The sequence below is a fragment of the Kribbella sp. NPDC023972 genome (assembly GCF_040639075.1).
Taxonomy (GTDB): Bacteria; Actinomycetota; Actinomycetes; order Propionibacteriales; family Kribbellaceae; genus Kribbella.
Window position 1 is genome coordinate 349,517 of record NZ_JBEZZH010000006.1, and the last position, 21,426, is coordinate 370,942.

The 21,426-nt window shown below is 68.9% G+C and carries 21 protein-coding genes; 10 read left to right on the top strand and 11 right to left on the bottom strand.

What is annotated here, in order from left to right:
* Positions 1-30: 30 nt before the first annotated feature.
* On the top strand, positions 31-951 hold the full coding sequence (locus tag AB0F43_RS25095) for a serine/threonine dehydratase (RefSeq protein ID WP_360481406.1): 921 nt from the start codon (positions 31-33) through the stop codon (positions 949-951).
* Here the strand turns inward: AB0F43_RS25095 and AB0F43_RS25100 are convergent.
* Positions 948-1,553, bottom strand: a complete 606-nt coding sequence (locus AB0F43_RS25100; RefSeq protein ID WP_360481409.1) for a rhomboid family intramembrane serine protease — start codon at positions 1,551-1,553, stop codon at positions 948-950. The genes AB0F43_RS25095 and AB0F43_RS25100 overlap by 4 nt on opposite strands.
* A gap of 224 nt (positions 1,554-1,777) precedes the next feature.
* Here AB0F43_RS25100 and AB0F43_RS25105 point away from each other — a divergent pair, with 224 nt between their 5' ends.
* Positions 1,778-2,980 (top strand): Cmx/CmrA family chloramphenicol efflux MFS transporter, encoded by a 1,203-nt coding sequence (locus AB0F43_RS25105; RefSeq protein ID WP_360481412.1) that lies wholly within the window; start codon positions 1,778-1,780, stop codon positions 2,978-2,980.
* Here the strand turns inward: AB0F43_RS25105 and AB0F43_RS25110 are convergent.
* Complete coding sequence (locus AB0F43_RS25110; RefSeq protein WP_360481415.1) at positions 2,922-4,340, bottom strand: APC family permease; 1,419 nt, start codon at positions 4,338-4,340, stop codon at positions 2,922-2,924. The two genes, AB0F43_RS25105 and AB0F43_RS25110, sit on opposite strands and share 59 nt — an antisense overlap.
* Positions 4,341-4,454: 114 nt before the next feature.
* On the opposite strand from AB0F43_RS25110, the gene AB0F43_RS25115 reads away from it, so the two are divergent.
* Positions 4,455-5,414, top strand: coding sequence for a DUF389 domain-containing protein (locus AB0F43_RS25115; protein WP_360482056.1), 960 nt, complete (start codon positions 4,455-4,457; stop codon positions 5,412-5,414).
* A gap of 189 nt (positions 5,415-5,603) precedes the next feature.
* Positions 5,604-6,554, top strand: coding sequence for a helix-turn-helix transcriptional regulator (locus tag AB0F43_RS25120; protein WP_360481418.1), 951 nt, complete (start codon positions 5,604-5,606; stop codon positions 6,552-6,554).
* Between the two features lie 62 nt (positions 6,555-6,616).
* On the opposite strand, the gene AB0F43_RS25125 is transcribed toward AB0F43_RS25120, so the two are convergent.
* The 4 genes from AB0F43_RS25125 to AB0F43_RS25140 form a co-directional block, all read right to left on the bottom strand.
* Positions 6,617-7,222 carry an HNH endonuclease family protein gene (locus AB0F43_RS25125; RefSeq protein WP_360481421.1) on the bottom strand — a complete coding sequence of 202 codons (606 nt, stop codon included), beginning with the start codon at positions 7,220-7,222 and terminating at the stop codon, positions 6,617-6,619.
* A 139-nt stretch (positions 7,223-7,361) separates the two neighbouring features.
* Complete coding sequence (locus AB0F43_RS25130; protein ID WP_360481424.1) at positions 7,362-8,183, bottom strand: MBL fold metallo-hydrolase; 822 nt, start codon at positions 8,181-8,183, stop codon at positions 7,362-7,364.
* Positions 8,184-8,404: 221 nt separating this feature from the next.
* Positions 8,405-9,166 carry a peroxide stress protein YaaA gene (locus tag AB0F43_RS25135; RefSeq protein WP_360481426.1) on the bottom strand — a complete coding sequence of 254 codons (762 nt, stop codon included), beginning with the start codon at positions 9,164-9,166 and terminating at the stop codon, positions 8,405-8,407.
* On the bottom strand, positions 9,163-10,110 hold the full coding sequence (locus AB0F43_RS25140; protein WP_360481429.1) for an aldo/keto reductase: 948 nt from the start codon (positions 10,108-10,110) through the stop codon (positions 9,163-9,165). Before AB0F43_RS25140 ends, AB0F43_RS25135 begins: the two co-directional genes overlap by 4 nt.
* Positions 10,111-10,224: 114 nt before the next feature.
* Here AB0F43_RS25140 and pepN point away from each other — a divergent pair, with 114 nt between their 5' ends.
* A complete protein-coding gene (gene pepN / locus AB0F43_RS25145; protein ID WP_360481432.1) occupies positions 10,225-12,681 on the top strand; it encodes an aminopeptidase N in 2,457 nt (818 codons plus the stop codon).
* 188 nt (positions 12,682-12,869) lie between these two features.
* Positions 12,870-14,156, top strand: coding sequence for a septation protein SepH (sepH, locus tag AB0F43_RS25150; protein ID WP_360481435.1), 1,287 nt, complete (start codon positions 12,870-12,872; stop codon positions 14,154-14,156).
* Positions 14,157-14,187: 31 nt separating this feature from the next.
* Here the strand turns inward: sepH and AB0F43_RS25155 are convergent, their stop codons facing one another.
* Positions 14,188-15,192 (bottom strand): BtrH N-terminal domain-containing protein, encoded by a 1,005-nt coding sequence (locus AB0F43_RS25155; protein ID WP_360481438.1) that lies wholly within the window; start codon positions 15,190-15,192, stop codon positions 14,188-14,190.
* A 247-nt stretch (positions 15,193-15,439) separates the two neighbouring features.
* Here AB0F43_RS25155 and AB0F43_RS25160 point away from each other — a divergent pair, with 247 nt between their 5' ends.
* A complete protein-coding gene (locus tag AB0F43_RS25160) occupies positions 15,440-15,853 on the top strand; it encodes a hypothetical protein (protein ID WP_360481441.1) in 414 nt (137 codons plus the stop codon).
* 68 nt (positions 15,854-15,921) lie between these two features.
* Here the strand turns inward: AB0F43_RS25160 and AB0F43_RS25165 are convergent, their stop codons facing one another.
* Entirely contained in the window at positions 15,922-16,305 is a 384-nt protein-coding gene (locus tag AB0F43_RS25165) for a helix-turn-helix domain-containing protein (protein ID WP_360481444.1), read from the bottom strand.
* A 90-nt stretch (positions 16,306-16,395) separates the two neighbouring features.
* On the opposite strand from AB0F43_RS25165, the gene AB0F43_RS25170 reads away from it, so the two are divergent.
* Genes AB0F43_RS25170 through AB0F43_RS25180 form a run of 3 tightly spaced genes read left to right on the top strand, consistent with a single transcriptional unit; the run spans position 16,396 to position 18,613 of the window.
* A complete protein-coding gene (locus tag AB0F43_RS25170; protein ID WP_360481447.1) occupies positions 16,396-17,214 on the top strand; it encodes an NAD(P)H-binding protein in 819 nt (272 codons plus the stop codon).
* A gap of 33 nt (positions 17,215-17,247) precedes the next feature.
* Entirely contained in the window at positions 17,248-17,502 is a 255-nt protein-coding gene (locus AB0F43_RS25175) for a hypothetical protein (RefSeq protein ID WP_360481449.1), read from the top strand.
* Positions 17,503-17,509: 7 nt separating this feature from the next.
* Entirely contained in the window at positions 17,510-18,613 is a 1,104-nt protein-coding gene (locus tag AB0F43_RS25180; protein ID WP_360481452.1) for a Gfo/Idh/MocA family oxidoreductase, read from the top strand.
* Between the two features lie 59 nt (positions 18,614-18,672).
* Here the strand turns inward: AB0F43_RS25180 and AB0F43_RS25185 are convergent, their stop codons facing one another.
* From AB0F43_RS25185 to AB0F43_RS25195, 3 genes are read right to left on the bottom strand one after another with little or no spacing between them, the layout of a single operon-like run.
* A complete protein-coding gene (locus AB0F43_RS25185) occupies positions 18,673-19,230 on the bottom strand; it encodes a GNAT family protein (RefSeq protein WP_360481455.1) in 558 nt (185 codons plus the stop codon).
* A gap of 40 nt (positions 19,231-19,270) precedes the next feature.
* The gene (locus AB0F43_RS25190) at positions 19,271-20,524 is read right to left on the bottom strand and encodes an enolase C-terminal domain-like protein (RefSeq protein WP_360481458.1); all 1,254 of its coding nucleotides are present in this window, start codon (positions 20,522-20,524) and stop codon (positions 19,271-19,273) included.
* On the bottom strand, positions 20,525-21,403 hold the full coding sequence (locus tag AB0F43_RS25195) for an NAD(P)-dependent oxidoreductase (RefSeq protein WP_360481461.1): 879 nt from the start codon (positions 21,401-21,403) through the stop codon (positions 20,525-20,527).
* Between the last annotated feature and the right edge of the window lie 23 nt (positions 21,404-21,426).

Below are 21,426 nucleotides of genomic sequence, written 5' to 3' on the forward strand. Positions count from 1 at the left end.
CCTCACCAATCATCGTGGCAGGGTTGAGCCATGACGGTAAGTCTCGAGGACGTGCGGGCGGCGGCGGAGCGGATCGGCGGGCGGGTACGACGTACGCCGGTGATCCAGGTGGCGCCGGGCCTGACGTTCAAGCTCGAGTTGCTGCAGCACACCGGGTCGTTCAAGCCGCGCGGCGCGTTCAACCGGTTGCTCACCGCGAAGGAGAACGGCGAGCTCACCGGGCAGGGCATCGTCGCGGCCTCGGGTGGCAACGCCGGCCTGGCGGCGGCTTACGCCGCGCGCGAACTCGGCGTACCGGCCCGGATCTTCGTCCCGGTGACCACGCCCAGACAGAAGGTCGCCAAGCTGGACACTCTCGGGGCCGAGGTCATCCAGACCGGAGACGAGTACGCCGAGGCGTACCAGGCGGCCCTGCAAGCACGAGACGAGTCCGGGGCCCTGCTGCTGCACGCGTACGACCAGCCGGAGGTCGTCGCCGGGCAGGGCACCATCGGGCTCGAACTGCTCGAGCAGGCCGGCATGTTCGACACCGTGCTCGTCGCGGTCGGCGGTGGCGGGCTGATCGCCGGTATCGCGACGGCGATCGGCGACAACGCCCGGGTCATCGGCGTCGAGCCTGAACTCGCGCCGACCTTTCACCGTGCCCTCGCGGCCGGCGGACCAGTCGATGGACCCGTCGGGGGTGTCGCGATGGATTCGCTGGGCGGCCGGCGGCTGGGCGATCTGGCGTTCGCCGCGGCCGAGCAGTATGACCTGACCTCACTGCTGGTGGACGAGGAAGCAATCGTTGCGGCCCGCAATGAACTGTGGCGCGAGCATCATCTCGTGGTCGAGCACGGCGCGGCCGTCGCGTACGCCGCGCTGGCCTCCGGGGTCTACAAACCCGCAGGTGGTGAGCGGGTCGTGGTCGTGGTCTGTGGGGCGAACACCGACCCCACGACGCTGGGTTAGACGCGTTTCGGGCGATCCTCGGCCAGGACCCACGCGGCGAGAACACCGGCGATCGCACCGAAAAGGTGCCCCTGCCAGGAGATGCCGTCCTGCGGCAGCAGACCGCCGAGCAGCGCACTCCCCCAGACCAGCACCACGAGGACGCCGACCAGCACCTGGCTGAGCCGGCGGTTGAAGATGCCCCGCGCGATCAGGTACGCCGCGAACCCGAACACCAGCCCGCTCGCGCCGATCGTGATCGTGTTCGGCGGTGAGACCAGCCAGGTCCCGAATCCGCCGATGACCGTGACGATGGCGGTCACCGCGAACAGCCGCGCCGCGCCGCTGATGGCGATCAGCGCCCCCAGCGTCACCAGCGGCAGTGTGTTCGAGATCAGGTGACCGAACCCGAGGTGCAGGAACGGCGCGGTGACAACACCGAGCAGGCCCTCGGAGTCGCGCGAGATGATCCCGTACCGATCGAGAGCGCCGTTCATCGCCGTGTCGACGAACTCGCTCAGCCACATCAGGCCGACCAGCAGGACGAGCAACTTCAGCCCGCTGCCGATCCGGGCCGTGTCGACGGTCCGTCCGGTCCGCTTCGCCGGAGTCTGAGAGCTCATCCACGTCCTCGCTTCGCTCCGGGCGCGGATGAGACTCGGCACGCGCTGTGCTTGATGATGAACTCGCTTCGCTCGTCCATACCCCCACGATGCCGTACCGCCCCAAGTCTCAAACTGTGGTCGGGCTCGGCGACAGCGGAGGGTGACCTCTGCGATACTCACGGTTCCTGAAAGGTCTCTGGGGTGGGGCCGGATTCGAGCGGCTGGTGTGTGGGGGAATCGCGATGCCGATTGCCGTCTACGTTCTCGGCCTGAGCATCTTCGCTCAGGGCACGTCGGAGTTGATGCTGGCCGGGCTCCTCCCCGAGTTGTCAGCGGACCTCCACGTCTCGATCCCGGCGGCGGCCGGACTGCTCATCTCCGCCTTCGCTGTCGGCATGCTGGTCGGCGCACCCGTCCTCGCTGTCGTCACGCTCACCTGGTCCCGGCGTACGGCACTGCTGCTCTTCCTCGGCATCTTCGCGCTGACGCACGTCGGCGGTGCGCTCACCCCGAACTACGCCGTACTGCTCGTCACCCGCGTCATCGGCGCCTTCGTCTATGCCGGTTTCTGGTCCGTCGCCGCGGTCACCGTGGTCGCGCTCGTCCCGGCCAACTCTCGGGCGCGGGCGATGAGCATCGTTGCCGGCGGTCTCACCATCGCGACCATCGTCGGGCTCCCGGCCGGCACGATGATGGGCCAGCATCTCGGCTGGCGTACAGCGTTCTGGAGCGTCGCCGGACTGTGCGTGCTCGCGATGGCCGGCGTCCTCGCCACGATCCCCGCGGGCCGTCCCGACCCTGACCGGAGGCCGCGCCTACGCGAGGAGGTCCGCGCACTCGCGAACTCGCGGCTCTGGCTGGCGTTCTGCACCACCGCGCTGGTCACCACGGCCATCTTGGTCGTCTTCAGCTACCTGGCTCCGCTGCTGATCCAGACGACCGGGCTGACCCCAGGCGCCGTACCCGGTGTCCTCGCCCTGTACGGTCTCGGCTCGTTCATCGGCATCACTCTCGGCGGCCGGACCGCGGACGCGCAGCCCTTTCACACCCTCTTCACCGGCGTCGCCGGCTTGAGCATCCTGTCCGCGATCCTCGCGCTGACCGCGGCCAGCACGGTCGTCGCGATCGCGGTCATCGTCCTGCTCGGCGGCTTCGGTTTCGCGACCAACCCGGCGCTGAACGCACGCGTCTTCAGCCTGGCCGGCAACGCGCCCACGCTGGCGACCGCGACGAACTTCTCCGCGTTCAACGTCGGAATCACCGCAGGGCCGTGGCTCGGCGGGCTGGCGATCGATGCCGGCGCGGGCTACCCCGCACTCGGCTGGATCGCCGTCGCCACCGGGCTCACGGCCCTGGGCACGGTCCTCGTCGCGGCACTCCTGCCGGTCAGTTCACCGGACCACTCGGATCGATGTGGCTCGGGTCGAAGTCGGCGTGCCGGTTGAACACGTACTTGTTCAGCAGCCAGGTGATCGCCCACAGCCCGACACCGATCACCATCAGCCAGCCGGCGATCTTGTAGTCCGCCGCGGCCCGTCCGGACAGCGGGCTGGCCAGGTAGACACACAGTACGGCGCCGAGCACCGGCAGCGCGGTCGGTGCGTGGAAGTGCTTGTGCTCCACCCGGTCCCGGCGCAGCACCAGGACGGCGACGTTCACGATCGCGAACACGCACAGCAGCAGGAAGGCCGTCGTACCACCGAGCGCGGCCAGGTCGGCGAACCCGATCAGTGCGAACGCAAGCAGCGTGGTGAAGACGATGGCGACCCACGGCGTGCGGCGCCGGCGCAGGACGCGGCCGAGCGGACCGGGCAGGACCTGCTCGTGCGACATGCCGTAGAGGAGCCGGCTCGCCATCAGCATGTTGATCAGCGCCGAGTTGGCGACCGCGAACATCGTGATCCAGGCGAAGATCTGGAGCGGGAAGCCCGGTGCGCCGGCCTCGACCACCTTCAGCAGCGGTGTGGATCCCTTGTTCAGATCCTCCGGCGACACCAGCGCCACCGCCGAGATCGCGACCAGGACGTAGATGACACCGGTGACGCACAGGCCGATCAGCATGATCTTGGGGAAGATCCGGACCGGGTCCTTGGTCTCCTCGGCCATGTTCACCGAGTCCTCGAAGCCGACCATCGCGAAGAACGCCAGCGCGGTCGCCGCGGTCACGGCGCCGAACGCCGTGTCACCTTCCGGGACATTGAACTCGGTCAGCCGGGACGTGTCGCCGTCGCCGCTGCCGATCGCCCAGACGCCGATCGCGATCACGATCAGCAGGCCGGACAGCTCGACACAGGTCAGCACGACGTTCGCCTTCACGCTCTCGCCGACGCCGCGCAGGTTGACGAGCGCGATCAGGCTCATGAACGCGAGCGAGGTGATCATCAGCAGCGAGCCGCGCTCGGGGTCGATGTCGGCGGCGGAGAAGAAGTTCGCCGCGAACGCCTTCGACGCGCTCGACGCCGAGGTGAGGCCGGAGCACATCACCGCGAAGGTGAGCAGGAAGGTGAGGAAGTGGATGCCGAACGCCTTGTGAGTGTAAACGGCGGCGCCACCGGCCCGCGGGTACTTGGTGACGAGTTCCAGATAGCTGGTGGCGGTCAGCAGCGCCACGATGAAGGCGCACAGGAACGGCAGCCAGACCGCGCCGCCGACCTCTCCGGCCACCTTGCCGGTCAGCGCGTACACGCCGGTACCGAGAATGTCCCCGACCACGAACAGCAGCAACAGCCCCGGGCCCATGACCCGTTTCAGCTCGGGGCGCTCACCGGCCTTCGGTGCGGCGCTGGCGCTGGCGCTATCACTCATTGTGCCTCCCTGGATTCGGTGCGTCAGTGGACCATATCCGGGGGTGCATCGGCACGGACAGCGCTCCGGCCGTGACCGGAAGGTGACCGGCGACCTGCGACCATATGGCCCGTGATGCACCTTCGTCTCATCGTCCCACCGGTTCGCAGCGAGCGCGTCCTGGACACGCTCGTCGATGACCCGCGGGTAACCAGCATCGTCCGGCTGCCCGGGGCGGCGCACCGGCCGGCCGGTGACGTGATCGAGTGCGACGTCACCCGGGAGGCGACGTCGGACATTCTCTCCTGGCTCAAGGCACAAGGCCTGTACGACGAAGGCTCGGTGGCCGTGGCGCAGGTCGCCGCGGCGCCGTCGCGGAACGCCCGCCGGACCGAGAAGGCGGCGCCGGGTGCACCGGACGACGCGGTCATCTGGGACGCGGTCGTCGACCAGGCGTACAGCGAGGCCAAAGGGTCGTGGGTCTACTACGCGTTCCTCACGCTGGCCACGATGATCGCGGCCGTTGCCGTGGTCACCGATTCGTCGATCCTGGTCGTCGGAGCGATGGTCGTCGGGCCCGAGTTCGGCGTGGTCGCCGCGGTGGCCGTCGGCATCGCGCTGCGGAATCTCGGCCTGACCTGGCGGTCCGCGTTGCTGCTGGTGCTGGGGTTTGTGCTGGCGATCGTGCTCACCACTCTCGCGGCGCTGCTGGCCAGGGCGGTCGGCTGGATCGACGTCGGCGACGTGACTGCCGCTCGGCCGTTGACGGGGTTCATCTGGCGTCCGGACAGGTGGTCGGCGGTGGTCGCCGTACTGGCCGGGTGTGCGGGGGTGCTGTCGCAGACAGCCGGACGGGCGAACGCCCTGGTCGGCGTGTTCATCTCGGTCACCACGGTGCCCGCCGCCGGCGACCTGGCGCTGTCGGTCGCGTTGTGGGCACCGCAGCACATCGGCGGCGCGGCGGCGCAGCTCGGGATCAACCTCGGCGGGATGACGGCGGCCGGGGTGGTCACGCTGGTGTTGCAGCGGGTGATCTGGCGGGCCTACCTGAGGGCGAAGGGCAGGAGAGGCGCGGGCGCGCGCGTTGAGGCTTGACCGGGCGTCCCCTGTCCGGTCCGCGCGCGCCCTGCTCAGCTAGTCGTACCCCATTCGGGGGGCGCTCGCACCAGAGACTTCGCTGACCTATGTCGGACATGGCGCGAAGTCGCCAGCCGACTGAAAACGAATCCACAGCATCCGGGCGACGAGATAGCCTGTCCGGGATCCGGTCGCGCGGGAGGTTTGATGCTGGAATCGCTGGGGGTGGAACCGGCTGATGAGGACGTGTATCGGGGTTTGTTGTCCGCGCCTGGGTGCGATCTCCCCGAGTTGGCCAAGCGTCTCGACCGGGACGAGAAGGAGGTCATCGCGGCGGTCGAGCGGCTGGAGCAGCTCGGACTGCTGACGACGACCTCCGACGATCCGCCGCGCCTGCTGCCGACCCGTCCGGACGTCGCGGTCGACGCGCTGGTCGCCGTACGGCGGGCCGAGCTGGATCGGGTGCGCGCCGAAGCGCGGGTGCTGCTGTCCGAGCTGCGGGCGCAGGAGCAGCACCGGCCGGAGAACCTGGTCGAGGTGATCGTCGGGCAGGAGGCGATCGCGGCCCGGTTCGCGCAGTTGCTGAACGGGACGCGTGAGCAGTTGCTGGTCCTCGACCGGCCGCCGTACGCGTCGAGGGTGGACGAGTCGGACACGCGAGTGCGCGGACTGCTCAACGAGGGTGTCGTTGTCCAGGGCATTTACTCTCCCGACTCCCTCGACGTACCGGGTGGCGTGGACCAGGCGTACAGCGCGGCCGATGCCGGGGAGACGTCCCGGATGCATCCGCAGGTGCCGATGAAACTGGCCGTCTTCGACCGGAAGGCCGCGCTGCTGCCGTTGGCGGTCGACCAGCTGGTCGACAGCGCGCTCGTCGTCCATCCGTGTGCGCTGCTGGACGCGCTGATCGAGATGTTCACGCTGTTGTGGGATCAGGCCGTGCCGGTGGTAGCGCCGGCGAAGACGGATCCGCTCGACGCGCGGTTGATGACGTTGCTGGCCGCGGGTTTCAAGGACGACGCGATCGCGCGGCAGCTCGGGTTGAGCAGCCGGACGGTCGGGCGCCGGGTCGCCGAGCTGATGGAGACGCTCGGTGCGCGGACCCGGTTCCAGGCCGGCATCCACGCCCAGCGCCGCCACCTGCTCGAGGACACCTGACCTCTCCCCCTACGTCCGAAGAACTGTGCAGACGTCACACCACTTCTTCGGACGTAAGGAGGTCAGCAGGTGCCGAGCATCTGCTGCAGGGCGGTCTTCTCGGCCGACTGCAGCGACAGGCTGTAGGTGTGCTTCACCCAGATCCATTCGCGAGCGTAGATGCAGTGCACCGAGGCGTTCGGCGGCTTCCACGCGGACGGGTCCTTGTCACCCTTCGAGCGGTTGCTCGACGCCGACACCGCGATCAGCTGCGAGACGCTCAGGTCGTTCGCGAACTGCTGACGTCGCGACGTACTCCAGGTGTTCGCGCCGGACTTCCAGGCCTCGGCGAGGGGGACGATGTGGTCGATGTCGACCGACGAGTCGCCCACGACCCAGGTGGCGTCGTACACGCTGTACCAGCGGCCGGCGGTCGGCTCGCACTGGCTGTCGACCGTGACGCCGCTGCCGTCGCGCTTGAGCACCTGGTCGCGCGTGTCGCAGGTGCCGGACTGGGTGATCCAGTGCGGGAACAAGTCGCGGCTGTAGCCCGTCGTCGAGCCTTCGGTCTTCACGCTCAGGCTCGCGAGCTGGCTGGCCGCCGTACTGGCTGACGGAGGCGTCGGTGGGTAGGCCAGTGCCGGGCCGGCACTCAGAACCCACGCCGTCGCAGCGGCGACAGCAGTCATCGCAAGAGTGGTGAAACGTCGCATCGGTCAGGCCTCCGAAGGGTCGGGCGGATCCCCCCTGACGTGCTGCCCTCAGCCTTCCCCGATCACGCGCGGTGAGAAACCACTCACGGATGAAAGCCGTGTGAACGCCTGCCGATCAGGTCGCTGCAGGGGCGGCTCCGGCCGGCTCGAAGCCGGCCAGCATCTCCTCCAGGGCGCGCTGATCCGGTCCGACGAACGGATCAGCGCGCGGTGCCGTCTCCAACAGGTCCAGGAACTCGGTGGTATGTCTCGGGGCCGGCGGCAAGTGAGTGCTCAGGATGACCTCCGGATCCATCTCCCGCAGCGGCTGGATGGTACGCCGGAACGCTTCCTGGTCAACGTTGTGCACCCAGGGACTGTCGAGAGTTGCCCATAGCAGCTGTCCGCCGCGCAGCGCGTCACTCGGAGCGTCGCTCACGTCACCGCAGTCGGCGAGCTCGGCGGTCGGCATCGGCGCGCCGAAACAGTCCGAACTGAAGCACGCCCGCGAACGGTCGTCGTAGAAGCCAACGGTCGCCGGGCTGTCGTACAACGGCGGCCGGAACGCGGTCACCGTCCGATCCCCCAGCGAGAGCGACTGTCCCGGGTTCAGCAGGTAGAGCCGGTCCATCGGCAGCGGCCGCTCGGTCGACATGATCCCCGCGCCGATGAAGGTCGTGATCAGGCGCGCTTGCGGTGCCGCTTCGAGCAAGTCGAACAGAGAGCCGGTGTGGTCGCGGTCGGGGTGGGTCAGCCAGATCCACCGCACGTCGGCCGGATCGACGACCGAGCCGAGCGCATCCATGAAACCCCGGTCCGGCAGGCTCAACCCGGTATCCACCACCAGCGGCTCGGCCGCGAGCAGAACGAACGCGTTGATCGGCAGGAAGCCGATTCCAGGCACCGGAAGCTGATCACTCAGCACACTGATGTCAGCGCCGACACGGTTGATCCGCATGATGATTTCCCCCTTTGCAGCCTCGCCATCACCCACGGCGAGAACGCCGGAACTGCTCTTCTTCGGAGCGTCCGCCGCCCACCGGGCGGTGTCAAGATTCCGGCCATCAGCGCTAGTTCGTCCCGCTGACATCTGCCGTTTACGGCACTTCACGGTGCCGAAACGCCAGGGCGGTGCATCTTTACACAGAGATGCCGATGGCAACCTTTGGCCGACTTCGATCAGTCGTGTTCGACGACGGTCAGTGTCCAGCCGGCGCCGGTGCGGTCGAGTTCTGCGTTCCAGCGCTCGCTGACCAGTTTGTGCAGGGACTTGGGGGTGCCGGGATCTTTGCCGGACTCCAGCAGGTGCCGGGCGACCAGTCCGCGGGTGTGTTTGGCGTTGTGCGAGACGACTGACCGGACGCCGTTGCGTTCGCGGACGACGTTCACCGAGACCCACTTGGCAGCTTGGTCACCGGTCGGTCGCCAGGCGGCCACGTAGGTGGACGATCTGCAGTCGACGATCACCCCGTCGGCCTCTGCGAGTACGGCGGCCAGCGGGTCGCGCCACACCGACGCGAGCGGTCCGAGGCCGGGCAACGTCGTACCCATCGACAGCCGGTACGGCGGTACGCGGTCAGCCATCCGTAGTGCACCCCAGGCGGCGGACACGACGAGCAGCCGGTTGCCGGCCCGGCGCTTGCTGCCAGCGGACAGCGTCGCGTAGCCGAGAGCGTCGTACAGCACGCCGGAGTACAGCTCCGACACCGGCACCGCCGGCTCCGTCCGCCAGCGGGTGTTCCGGTCGACCTCACCTTGGAGCGAGGCGCCGACACTCAGTACGTCGTACGCGTCGGCGGAGGCGGACACTTTCGCCAGCGTGTCGAGGACCTGCTCGCGGACGGGATTCAGCTCCGGGAACGACAGCGACGAGTGGTCGACCGCGCGGCCACGAGTCCGTCCGGTCTTGCCCTCCGACGGCGGCAGCAGAATCAGTGTCATGGGGTCAGCTCGTCCAGGGCGGCGAGGTCGGCGGCGGTCGGGTCCCACAGCCCGGCCGCGACATTCTGCTCGATCTGCTCCGGCTTGGTCGCGCCCGCGATCACCGACGCGACCGCGGGCTGCGCCGCGAGACCACCGATCGCGACGTCGATCAGGGTCAGGTCGCGCTCGGCCGCGAACGTCTCCAGCGCCTCGATCTTGTCGAAGTCCGCTTGGGCCAGCCGCTCGGGCTGGGTCGCCAGCCGGGTGCCCTCCGGCGCCGCCTCACCGCGCTTGTACTTGCCGGTGAGCAGGCCGGACGCGAGCGGGAAGAACGGCAGGATGCCGATGCCGAGGTGCTCGCAGGCCGGGACCAGTTCGTCCTCGACGTCACGCTCGAGCAGGGAGTACTGGTTCTGCGCGCTGACGAAGTGCTCCAGGCCGTTGGACCGGGCGGTCCAGTCGGCGTCGACCACCTGCCAGGCCGCGAACTGGGAGCTGCCGATGTACCTGACCTTGCCTTCGGCAACCAGTTCGGACAACGCTGCTAGCGTCTCTTCGATCGGGGTGACCGGATCCGGGACGTGCAGCTGGTACAGGTCGATCCAGTCGGTGCCGAGCCGCTGCAGGCTCGACTCGACCGCCTTGCGGATGTACCGGCGGGAACCGCGGACCCCCCAGTCCGGGCCGTTGACACCCTGCATGTCACCGCCGAACTTGGTCGCGACCACCACCTCGTCACGGCGGCTGCCGAGCGCCTTGCCGAGCAGCTCCTCGCTGTACCCGTGCGGTCCGTGATAGATGTCCGCGGTGTCGAACAGCGTGATCCCCGCATCCACCGCGGCGTTCACGACAGCGTCCGTCCGGGTCGCGTCCAGCCGCCGCCCGAAGTTGTTGCAGCCCAGTCCCACCACGCTGACCGTGAGGCCGGAGTCACCCAGCTGCCGGTACTCCATAGCACTCATCCACGTCCTCGCTTCGCTCCGGGCGCGGATGAGGCACGAGTCCGACTGTGCTTGATGATGACCTCGCTCCGCTCGCTCATGGACCCAGCCTAGTGACGGCATAGAGTTGCCGGCATGCCGAGTCTCACCGTCGACGGCGCCCGTACCCGGGCCGCCGCGCTCTCCGTCCAGTCCTACGACGTCGACCTCGACCTGACCCAGGGTGAGCGGACGTTCGGGTCCACCACCACGATCAGGTTCACCGCCAGCAGTACGACGACGTGGCTGGACGTCAAACCGGACGAGCTCGTCTCGGTGACCCTGAACGGTACGCCGGTCGACGTTGCCGGGCTGACCGACGGACGGCTGGAGCTGACCGGCCTGCAGCCGGACAACGAACTGGTCGCGGTCGCGTCGATGCTCTACTCGCACGACGGCGAGGGACTGCACCGCGCGGTCGACGCCGCCGACGGACTCGCCTACACCTACGCGATGTCGTTCCTGGACGCCGCGCCCCGGATCTTCGCGTGTTTCGACCAGCCCGACCTCAAGGCGCCGTACCGGATGAAGGTCACTGCGCCACCGGAGTGGCTGGTGCTCGGGAACGGCGCGGCCACCCAGGTCTCCCCCGGTCGCTGGGAGCTGGCCGAGACGCCGCCGCTGTCGACGTACTTCGTCACCGTGGTGGCCGGGCCGTACCACCAGATCACCGACGAACACGACGGGATCCCGCTCAGCGTGGTCGCCCGGCAGTCGCTCAAGGAGGCGCTGGAGCGGGAGGCCGAGGACATCTTCACGGTCAGCAAGCAGTCGTTCGACGAGTACCACCGGATGTTCGGCTACCGGTACCCGTTCGGTGAGTACAACCAGGCATTCGTGCCGGAGTTCAACGCCGGCGCGATGGAGAACCCGGGCTGCGTGACCTTCCGCGACCCGATGGTGTTCCGGTCCGCCGTGACTGACGGCGAGCGGAGCAGCCGGGCCCGGACGGTCGTGCACGAGATGGCGCACCAGTGGTTCGGCGACATCGTCACGATGGAGTGGTGGAACGACCTGTGGCTGAACGAGTCGTTCGCGGAGTACATGGCGCACCGGGTGTCGACCGACGCGACCCAGTACACCGACAACTGGATCGACTTCGCCTTCATCCGTAAGTGGTGGGGTCTGCAGGCCGACCAGCGGTCGTCGACCCACCCGGTCGCGGCCGACCCGGTCAAGGACGCACTCGCCTCGCTCGACGACTTCGACGGCATCTCCTACGCCAAGGGCGCCGCAGTCCTCAAGCAGCTGGCCGCCTACCTGGGTGACGACGTCTTCCTGGCCGGCGTCCGGGCGCACATCCGGTCGAACGAGTTCGGCAACGCGACGTTCGCCGACCTGGTCGCCAAGTGGACCGAGGCAGGCGCGGCCGACCTGGACAACTGGGCACAGCAGTGGCTCCGCACCCCAGGCCTGGACACGATCAGCGCTGCCCGCACCGACACCGGGATCGTCCTTCGCCGGGTCGCGCCGGCCGAGTTCCCGGCCGAGCGTCCGCACAAACTGACGGTCGCCGGGTACGACGCGGACGGTCAGGGTACGGCGGTCGACGTATTGCTGGACGCGGACGAGGTGGAGGTCGCGCTCGACCCCTCGGTCGCCGTCGTGATCCCGGACGCGGGTGATGACACCTGGGCCAAGATCCGGCTCGACGCGGACAGCCTCGCGAACCTGACGTCGGTGCTGCCGAAGATCTCGGACGGCGTGACGCGCGCCGTCGTACTGAACAGCATCCGGGACGCGGTCGCCGACGCCGAGCTCGACCCGAAGCTCGGGTTCGACGTCCTGCTCGGGATGCTGCCGCACGAGACCAGCGACATCGCGGTCGGCACGATGGTCGGCTGGGCGAACTCGCACCTGCTCGGTGTCTACCTTCCCTACGAGCCGTACCGCGGCCGACTGGCCGACGCCCTCGCCGCGCGCCTCCGGACGGCGCCGGCCGGGAGCAGCCTGCAGCTGGCGGCCGCCCGCGGCTATGTCCGGTTCACCGATGAGGCCGACGTGCTGACCGGCTGGCTGAACGGCGACGGCGTGCCAGACGGGCTCGCGATGGACGCCGACCTGCGCTGGACGGTCCTGCTCCAGCTCGCCCGGCTCGGTGCCGTCGGCGACGCTGAGATCGACGCCGAGCTCGAGCGCGACACGTCGTCCGAGGGCGTCGTGCACGCCACCCGGTGCCGGGCCGCGCTGCCGACACCCGAGGCCAAGGAACGCGCCTGGACGCTGATCATGACCGACGCCGACGTCCCGAACTACGAGTTGTACGCCGCCTGCGAAGGCTTCTGGCACCCCGGCCAGCTCGGGCTCACCGCGCCGTACGTCGACCGGTACTTCGCCGAGATCGCCGGCACCGAGAAGCTGCGGTCCGGCTGGGTGGTCGCCTCCAGCGCCAAGCTCGCCTTCCCCCGGTACGCCGTCGAACAGGTCATCGTCGCGCGCGCCTCCGACCTGGTCGCGGACGACTCGGTCGCGGCCGGAATCCGGCGGTCCGTCGGCGACGGTGTGGACGACCTGAAACGTGCTCTTGCGGTCCGTTCCGCGTTCGTTGGATAGCTACTGAGTCGCGGTCACACCGTGTTGTGACTAATGTGACTGGTGTGATCACAAGGACCCTTGTGAGCAGGCAAGATGTGATTTCGTGACGTAACCTCCACAATGACTGCGCGGCACGGCGCGCCGGTCTTGGTCAGGCAGCACGTCCCGGGAGAGACTGTCGAGAACCGCACAGGAGAACAAAGGCAATGCGCGAGGCGAGGCTCGTCGGTCTGAGCCAGGATGGCAAGCAGCTCATCCTGGCGATGGCAGAGACGGGTGAGGAATTCGCCATCCCGGTCGACGACCGGTTGCGTGCGGCCCTCCGCGGTGACCGTGCCCGACTCGGCCAGCTGGAGATTCAAATGGAGAGCGCGCTGCGCCCACGAGACATCCAGGCTCGTATCCGCGCCGGCGAAAGTCCCGAGGCGGTCGCTGCCGTCGCCCAGATGCCGATGGAACGCGTGATGGCGTTCGCCGGCCCGGTGCTGGCCGAGCGCGACCACATCGCCAGCCTCGCGCAGCGCGCCTCCGTGCGTCGTCGCGGCGGCGCGGAGGCTCCGACCCGTAACCTCGGCGCCTGGGTCACCGAGCGGCTCCGCACCCGCCAGGTCGACCCCGCGTCGGCGGAGTGGGACGCGTGGCGGCGCGAGGACGGCCGCTGGGCGGTGCGCGTCTCCTACTTCGTCGAGGGCGCCGACGAGCCGGAGCAGAAGGACGAGAAGATCGCGATGTTCGCGTACGACGCTCCCGGTCGGTACGCGGTCCCGGACGACGACGAGGCCCGCTGGCTGGTCGGCGAACAGGCCCAGGTGACTCCTCCGCCGGTTCAGCCGCAGCCCGGTGAGCGCCGGCTCGCGGCCGTCGCCGACATCGACCTGTCCCTCGCCCCCGACCACGGCGCCGACAGCTACGAGGCCGGCTTCGAGGACACGGTCAGCCTGCCGCGCAGAAACCACCCTGTTTCCCGCGACGCCGGACGCGATCATCCGGGACGCGAAGGTTTCGCCAGTCGCGGGGATGAGCGTGGTCCGCGCCGGGTCCACTCGGTTCCGGACCCGGACACCGAGCCGACGCTGATCGACGTACCGATCGAGCAGCCGCCGACGTTGCGACCTGCTGTGCGGGCAGTCGAGCGTCCGACCCAGCCCCCGGCCGAAACAGCGTCGATGGCTCCACCGGAAGAGCGCGCCGCCGCCCCGGAGAGCCCGTTCACCGAGCGCCGCACACCCGGTGCCCGCCGTACTCCTGAAGACCGCACCACCCCGGCGAAAACCGCGGAACCGGCTGCACCGGCCCAGCAGCCGGTCGAGCGCCCGCGGCCTGAGCCGGCCCAGCCCGAACCCGCCCCGGTCACCGAGCCGGCCGCGACCGCGGAGCCGGCCGCTGCGGAGGAACCACCCGCCGAGCCGAAGAAGAAGCCGGCCCGGCGGAACAACAAGCGCGCAAGCGTCCCGAGCTGGGACGAAATCATGTTCGGCAAGAAGGCCGACTGACTTCGTCCGCGAGGCATTGAGGTCTGCCGGACTACCTTCCCAACCTGCTGAGTGCCTGCATGGCCTCGCGCTCCAGCTGTGAGAGCTCACAGAGGATGCTGCCTGCCTGCACCAGACACTGAGCATCGCCTGACTCTCCCGCTGTGGCGATCAGTGCCGCGGCTTCGGTCCACAGGTTGGCTGCCTCGGTGTAGAGCGCGTGGCCAGTGCGCAAGTGGCTACTGTCGAGCAGTTGGGTGCATTCGCCGAGGAAGTCGCGGTAGAGGTTGCGGAACAGGGCGCCGCCGGTGCCGGCCTTCTCCATCAGGAGGGCGGCCTGCGGCAGGTCGCGCTGCGCGTTGTCGGTGCGCCCGAGCCAGGTGCGTACCAGCTTGCCGGTCTTCTCGATGCCTCGATGGCCGAGATTGGCGATGGGCGGGTTGAGGAAGGCGTCGGCGCAGGCGGTGATGGCCGGAATGATCTGGTCCGGCAGGGAGGGCAGCTCCCGGGGAGCGGTGAGGGTGAAGGACCGGTGCTTGGCGGTCATCGGGCCCCGCGCGGCCCTGGCCTCGGCGAGGCTGGTCAGGCTGGTGGACACTGCTCCCCCTTGCTGGTCGGTGTCCACCAAGTACGCGTCGTGGTCGTCGTAGCCGTACATGGCGACGATGTGACCGCCGAAATGCACCTTCGACGTGAAGTAGTCCAGGTAGTAGCTGTCGAGCTGCAGTCCGACAGGGTGGCCGGCGTCGATGGCGGCCACCACGTTCTGCCAGGCTCTGCGGGGCGAGGTGGTCTCCTGGAACAGGAGCTCCAGCTCGAGTCTGGTGGCCAGGTTTCTGGTGAGCTCGAACGGCTTGACCCGGCCCCCGAGGAAGGGGAAGCCCATGTTCTTACTGTCCCAGTAGATGAAGGACAGGCCAGAGCCGAGGCCGAAAAGCATCGGCTCGGACAGATCGAGCCCTCGGTGGCGCAGCAGTACACCCAGCGCAGTGGTCTCGCAGTGCTGGGCACCGCGGGCATCGATGTCGGTCACCGTGGTCAGAGGTTCGTCGTGCACGCCCTCATGGTGGACCCTCCGGCAGGGGAAGAGTCCACCGCCGCGCCAGGCCATGGCTGACGCATCACGGACAGTTGTCCCAGATGGCGGACGGTGTTTGGCATCCCGTGGGTGCTCTGCCATCATCTTCGGCATGCAGATGCTGTGTTGTTGCTGTTGTCGCTGACGCGCGCCGTCCCGGCGCACGAGGCCCTGCCCCTTTCCGTGGCCCGCCCGCCGACACCAGCACTCACAGGATCTTCCGCACATGAATCTCCCGGCCTTCGCCGATCTGCTCGCGTCCCGTGGCCTCCGGCTGCTGCCCGGCTCCCACGCCGTACCGGTCGAGCTGCTCGTTCAGTTGCCTGACGCAACGATTGCCCGGTTCACCGCGCGCGGCACCACGCTCCGGATGAGCCGCTTCTCCCCCGACGCGCTGACCGCGATCACGATCGCCGCCGAGTGCGGTTGCGGCGACCACCACCCGCAGACCGGCCCGACCCGCCTGACGCTCAGCCGGTACGCCGTACCGTTCGACGAGCGCACGATCGACGGCGAGCTCCTCTTCGGCTGGCAGTCCTACGAGGCCGGTCTCCTCCGCCTCCCCGACGCGGCCACGCACTTCTTCACCCTTGTCGACCAACTCCAGACGACACCCGAACGCGTCCTCGTCGCCGTCTGAAACAGCACGTTGTGCACCCCTCGAGCACGCCGGAACGCGCTGACGCGTGCACAAAGTCGCGCGGATCGTCAGGGGCGGCGGCGGGGTGGTTCGTGGGTGTCGTAGTGGCGACGCGCTTCTTCGACCTTCGCGAGGTTCGGCGACCACTCGGCGAGTGACTGGAACAACGGCGCGAGGCTGCGGCCCAGGTCGCTGATCTCGTACTCGACCCGTGGCGGGACCTCCGGGTAGTAGGTCCGCAGGATCAGGCCGTCACGCTCCAGTTGCCGCAACCGCTGGGTCAGCACCTTCGGCGTGATCACCCCGATCCGCCGTTCGAGCTCCACGAACCGCTGCCGGCCGAACTCGTTCAGCGTCCACAGAATCGGTGTCGTCCACCGGCTGAACACGACGTCGACCACCGGCGCGATCGGGCACGCCTGGACCGGGTCCACCTGTGTGCCGTCGATCACATCTACCCCAAATCCCAGTACTTTCCTCTAGGTACCTACTATCCCACGGCACGTAGCGTCCTCGTCAGATCAACCGAACGAGGAGCGAACATGATCGTGGTAACCGGTGCAACGGGAAACGTCGGACGGCCGCTGGTGGAGGCTCTGCTCGCCGCAGGCGAGCAGGTCACGGCGGTGTCGCGGAGGATCGCGGAGACCAGCAGTGTTCGGCACGTCCAGGCTGACATGACCGAGCCCGAGAGCCTGAAGCCCGCACTCGACGGAGCCGATGCTGCCTTCCTGCTCACCTCGCCAGACTTCTTCCTGGCGAACGGCAATCTCGGCAACGTCATGGACGTCGTACAAGCGTCCGGCGTACAGCGGGTCGTATATCTGTCGTCGCAGGGCGTCGGCACGCAGCGCCACCCGTCTGACCTGGAAGACGTGGTGAGGGATTCCGGACTGGAGTGGACGATGCTGCGACCAGGCAACTTCGCCAGCAACGCCTTCCAATGGGCTGAGTCGATCCGAACCCGCCGAGTGCTCGAGGCACCGTTCGGCGACGTCGCCCTGCCGGCCGTCGACCCGGCCGACATCGCCGCGGTCGCGGCCGTCGCACTGCGCAACCCTGACCACGCCGGCGCCATCTACACACTGACCGGACCAGCAGGGGTCTCACCCCGGCAGCAGGCCGAAGCCATCGGTCAGGCCGTGGGTGAGCCGGTGCGCTTCATCGAGCTCAGCCGGGAGGAGGCGCACAGCCGGATGCTGACCTACATGCCGGAACCGGTCGTCGAGGCCACCCTCGGCATCCTCGGTGAACCGTCCGCCGAGGAGCAGCGCGTCAGCCCGGACGTCGAACGAGTCATCGGCCGCCCGCCCCGGTCCTTCGCCGAGTGGGCAGTCCGCAACGCGGCAGCCTTCAAGTAGCCGACCGAGCCTGCGCCAGCGGGCAACAGCTCAGTGAGGATCGGCCGCGACCTGGAGGTTCGGCATGACCAGACGCCTGCTCGCGGGAGTTCTCCCTGCCCTACTGCTCGCCGGCAACGAGCCGAGCCGGGGACGTCCGAGGTCGGCGCGCAGGTCACCGTGACGGCGACGCGAACATCGGATAGCGTTTTCCAGAACTGGTCCGTGGACGGCACGGTGGTCTCGGCCGAGGTGTCGTCCACCGTCACCGTCAGCACGGACCAGGTCCTGACCGCGAACTTCAGGTAGGAGCGAGATGGCTGCGCCAACCAATGGCCCGACAGAACACCAGGTCGCGATCGTGGGGTGCGGCATCATCGGCCGAACCCACGCGGACACCATCGCCGCACGGCCCGATGCGACCGTGACCGCGCTCGTCGACGGCGACGCCGCCGCCCGCGAGGCGATGGCCGCCCGGTTGACGGAGGCCGGGCACCCGGAGCCCAAGGTGTACGACGACCTGTCCGCGGCGCTGAGCGGGTCGGACATCTCTCTGGTCGCGATCTGCACGCCCAGCGGGACGCACGCGGCGCTGGCCGAGCAGGCGCTGAACGAGAAGAAGCACGTCGTCATCGAGAAACCGCTCGACGTCGACCTGATCCGGGCGCGTCGTCTCGGCGCGGCCGCGACCCGGGCGGCCGGCCATGGTGTGGTGTCGTCGGTGATCAGCCAGCACCGGTTCGACGCGGGCAGCGCCCTCGTGCACGAGGCGATCAAGGCCGGCCGGTTCGGGCAGCTGACGTCGGCCGTCGCGACGGTGGCCTGGTGGCGCAGCGACGAGTACTACGCCTCGGCCGGCTGGCGAGGGACCTGGGCTCAGGACGGCGGTGGCGCGCTGATGAACCAGGGTGTGCACACCGTCGACCTGCTGCTGTGGTTCATGGGCCGACCGGTGAACATCCAGGCGCAGGCGCTCCGCGCGGCACACCACGCGATCGAGGTCGAGGACACCGTCGTCGCGACACTGACCTTCGAGTCCGGCGCGGTCGCCACCCTGCACGCGACGACCGCGGCCTTTCCTGGTGGCCGGACGCGGGTGTCGGTGCACGGGACCGCAGGCGGTGCCGAGGTGGAGAACGACCTGCTCCGGCGGTTCAACGTCGACGGCTCGACCGAGGATGTCCCGGTCGACGCGGGCCCGCCCGGCCAGCACCTGGCACAGTACGACGACATCTTCGACGCGATCGCGAACGGCGGGCAGCCTGGTGTCACGGTCCAGGACGCGATCGACGCGCTGGCGACCGTCCGCGCCGTCTACATCGCCTCGACGCTCCAGCGACCGGTGAAGTTCGTCGACGTACTGGAAGGCCGCTACGACGACGTCGACGTCTCCCGCGGCATCCGCCTCCCACCCGACTAGCGGCTTGTGTCACCGCTGGCGGGTTACAACCCGCCAGCGGTGACACAACCCATCAGCGGTCAGGCGCCGGGAGCCCTGTCGTTGAGGATGCGCTGGTAGAGGTTGCAGTCCTGCCAGGCGCCGGCGATGTGCAGGTACGTCGGGGCCATGCCGATCTGGGCGAAGCCGTTGCGCAGGAGAACTCGTTGGGAGGCCTCGTTGTGCGTCAGCGTGCTGGCTTCGATCCGGTGCAGCCTCAACTCCGTGTCGGCGATCTCGGCGACGGCCTCGACCGCGCGGGTCGCCAGGCCGCGACCGACCGCGTCGATCGCGAGCCAGTAGCCGAGGCTCGCGCTCCGGAACGGTCCCGGCACGAGGTCGTTCAACGTGATCGCACCGACGATGCGGTCAGCCTCGACCAGGACCCAGGGCACGGTCCGGCCGTCCTTGTACCGCTCCAGCGAGCTGGTCAACCGATCGCGCTGGCCGGCCGCGGTGAACCAGCTGTCCGGCCGGTCGGGTTCCCACGGCTTCAGGTGGTCCCAGCTGCGGATGTAGGCGTCGGCGAGACCGGCGGCGTCGTCCAGGGTGGCGATCCGGAGCAGTACGTCGGGTGTCAGTGAGCGGGGAGCAATCACTTCGACAGCCTACGCGGCGCACAGGGCGCTGCCGACGCCGTCACGGTGCTTCCAGGGCCCCGTCGATGCGTCGTACGCCGGCCGCCCACTCGTCGTGCGCGGACAGTCGCGCGGGATAACGCGCGGCCGCCTCGACGTCGAGGTCGATTCCCCAGCCGGGAGCCTCGTTCGGGGTCAGCCAGCCGTTCTCGATCCTCAGCGTGCCGGGGAACACCTCGTGCGTCGCCTCGTTGTAGATGTGTCCCTCCTGGATGCCGAAGGCAACGGAGCTGACGTCGAGTGCGACGTTCGCGGCGGCGCCGATCGGCGACGTGTCGCCCGGGCCGTGCCACGCCGTACGGACACCGCACAGCTCGGCCAGGTCGGCCAGCTTGCGGGCCGGCGTGAGGCCGCCGATGTCGGACACGTGCGATCGGATGAAGTCGACACCGCCGTCGCGGACCAGGCGGACGGCATCACCCATCGACGTGGTCAGCTCGCCGACGGCCAGCGGCACCGGCGACGCGGCCCGCACCTCGGGCAACCGGTCCCACAGCTCCGGCGCCAGCACGTCCTCGAGGAAGAACAGCCCGTACGGCTCGAGCGAGCGCGCAAGCAGCACGGCCTCCTTCGGGGTGAGCCGGGAATGTACGTCGTGCAGCAGCTCGACGTTGTCGGGAAGCGTCTCACGGGCCGCCGCGAAGAGGTCGGGAGTTGTGCGCAGGTAGTCCCGCGCCGACCAGCCGTTGTGGTACGGCGAATCGGGGTAAAGCGTTGGCACCAGCGGAGCGCCGTACCCACCGCCGCCCGGTGTCGACATCTGCAGGCGGACGTGGCGCCAGCCCTGCGCGACGAACTTCTGCGCCTGGTCGAGGGTTTCCTCGATCGTGCGGCCGGTGGCATGGATGTAGGTGTCGGCGGCCGCCCGGACCTTGCCGCCGAGCAGCTCGTAGACCGGCATACCGGCCCGTTTGCCGGCGATGTCCCACAACGCCTGGTCGATCCCGGAGATCGCGTTGTTGGTCACCGGTCCGCCGCGCCAGTAGCCCGAGTACGCCGCCAGCCGGGTGAGGTCGCCGATGTCACCCGGGTAGCGCCCGATCAGCAGCCGGGCCAGGTGCTCGTCGACGAACGTCTGCACCGCCTTCCACCGCTGGGTGAAGGTCGCACAGCCCAGCCCGTACAGACCCGGCTCGGTGGTGTCGATCTTCACCACCACCAGCGGGATGCCCTGCGGCGCGGTGACGATCGCCTTCACTTCCCGGATCCGTACGTCGTCCCGGACCGGCCAGGGCTGGTCGAAGTTCGAGGGCATTCAGATCTCCAGGGGAAGGGTCGGCAGCTCCATTTCGTGGCGGGCCTGGAAACCGAGCACGGTCCGGACCGCGGTCAGGTCGATCGGCACCTCACGCCCGATGAAGCGCCGCAACCGCGGCACCTTCGGCGCGAAGGCCTCCAGCAGGGCCTCGGTCTCGTACGGCGCGTTGGTGTTGTTCGCGGCAACGAAGAAGGTGTGGGCCCCGGACAACGGTGCGGTCAGGCCCAGCTCGATCGCGTACGCCGCGTCCCGCGCATCCAGGTAGCTCCAGGCCTCCCGCAGCCCACCACGGGGATCACGACGCGCCCCGTCGGCCTGCTGCTGGAGGACGTCGACCGAGTTCACGTGCGGGAACCGGAACGCGACCACGTCGATCCCCCACGTCCGCCAGGCCATCCGGGCGGTGTTCTCGTCGTTCTGCTTGGACAGCGAGTAGGCGTCCCCGATGTCGGCCGGGATCTTCTCGTCCAGCGGGAAGTAGGCCGGCAGGATCTCGTGCGGGTTGAACGGGATCCCGGTCGCGTTGATGCTGCTCGCGATCACCGCCCGCCGGATGCCGAGCGCACCGGCCTGCGCGAGCACGTTGAACGTCGACACCACGTTGATCGAGTACACGTCGTACGGCGTACCGGCGGAAGGGTGCGCCAGCGCGGCGAGATGGACGACGAACTCGACGTCCGTGAGCGCCTCGGCCACGTCGGTCTCGGACCGGGTGTCCCCCACCACGATCCGGTCCGCCTTGAGATCCGGGTGCTCCGCATTCGACAGCGTCGTCACCAGCGCCCCCAACTCGGTCAGATGCCGCACCGCCACCAGCCCGATCCGCCCCGTGGCCCCGGTAACCAACACCCGCCGACCGTTGAGCGCTTCGCTCATGCCTTGAGTCCTTCCGACATTCC

Bases quoted from the DNA above. Each gene is read 5' to 3' on its own strand.
- AB0F43_RS25095 (WP_360481406.1), top strand. From the start codon at position 31: ATGACGGTAAGTCTCGAGGACGTGCGGGCGGCGGCGGAGCGGATCGGC.
- AB0F43_RS25100 (WP_360481409.1), bottom strand. From the start codon at position 1,553: ATGAGCTCTCAGACTCCGGCGAAGCGGACCGGACGGACCGTCGACACG.
- AB0F43_RS25105 (WP_360481412.1), top strand. From the start codon at position 1,778: ATGCCGATTGCCGTCTACGTTCTCGGCCTGAGCATCTTCGCTCAGGGC.
- AB0F43_RS25110 (WP_360481415.1), bottom strand. From the start codon at position 4,340: ATGAGTGATAGCGCCAGCGCCAGCGCCGCACCGAAGGCCGGTGAGCGC.
- AB0F43_RS25115 (WP_360482056.1), top strand. From the start codon at position 4,455: ATGCACCTTCGTCTCATCGTCCCACCGGTTCGCAGCGAGCGCGTCCTG.
- AB0F43_RS25120 (WP_360481418.1), top strand. From the start codon at position 5,604: ATGCTGGAATCGCTGGGGGTGGAACCGGCTGATGAGGACGTGTATCGG.
- AB0F43_RS25125 (WP_360481421.1), bottom strand. From the start codon at position 7,222: ATGACTGCTGTCGCCGCTGCGACGGCGTGGGTTCTGAGTGCCGGCCCG.
- AB0F43_RS25130 (WP_360481424.1), bottom strand. From the start codon at position 8,183: ATGCGGATCAACCGTGTCGGCGCTGACATCAGTGTGCTGAGTGATCAG.
- AB0F43_RS25135 (WP_360481426.1), bottom strand. From the start codon at position 9,166: ATGACACTGATTCTGCTGCCGCCGTCGGAGGGCAAGACCGGACGGACT.
- AB0F43_RS25140 (WP_360481429.1), bottom strand. From the start codon at position 10,110: ATGAGTGCTATGGAGTACCGGCAGCTGGGTGACTCCGGCCTCACGGTC.
- pepN (WP_360481432.1), top strand. From the start codon at position 10,225: ATGCCGAGTCTCACCGTCGACGGCGCCCGTACCCGGGCCGCCGCGCTC.
- sepH (WP_360481435.1), top strand. From the start codon at position 12,870: ATGCGCGAGGCGAGGCTCGTCGGTCTGAGCCAGGATGGCAAGCAGCTC.
- AB0F43_RS25160 (WP_360481441.1), top strand. From the start codon at position 15,440: ATGAATCTCCCGGCCTTCGCCGATCTGCTCGCGTCCCGTGGCCTCCGG.
- AB0F43_RS25170 (WP_360481447.1), top strand. From the start codon at position 16,396: ATGATCGTGGTAACCGGTGCAACGGGAAACGTCGGACGGCCGCTGGTG.
- AB0F43_RS25180 (WP_360481452.1), top strand. From the start codon at position 17,510: ATGGCTGCGCCAACCAATGGCCCGACAGAACACCAGGTCGCGATCGTG.
- AB0F43_RS25190 (WP_360481458.1), bottom strand. From the start codon at position 20,524: ATGCCCTCGAACTTCGACCAGCCCTGGCCGGTCCGGGACGACGTACGG.
- AB0F43_RS25195 (WP_360481461.1), bottom strand. From the start codon at position 21,403: ATGAGCGAAGCGCTCAACGGTCGGCGGGTGTTGGTTACCGGGGCCACG.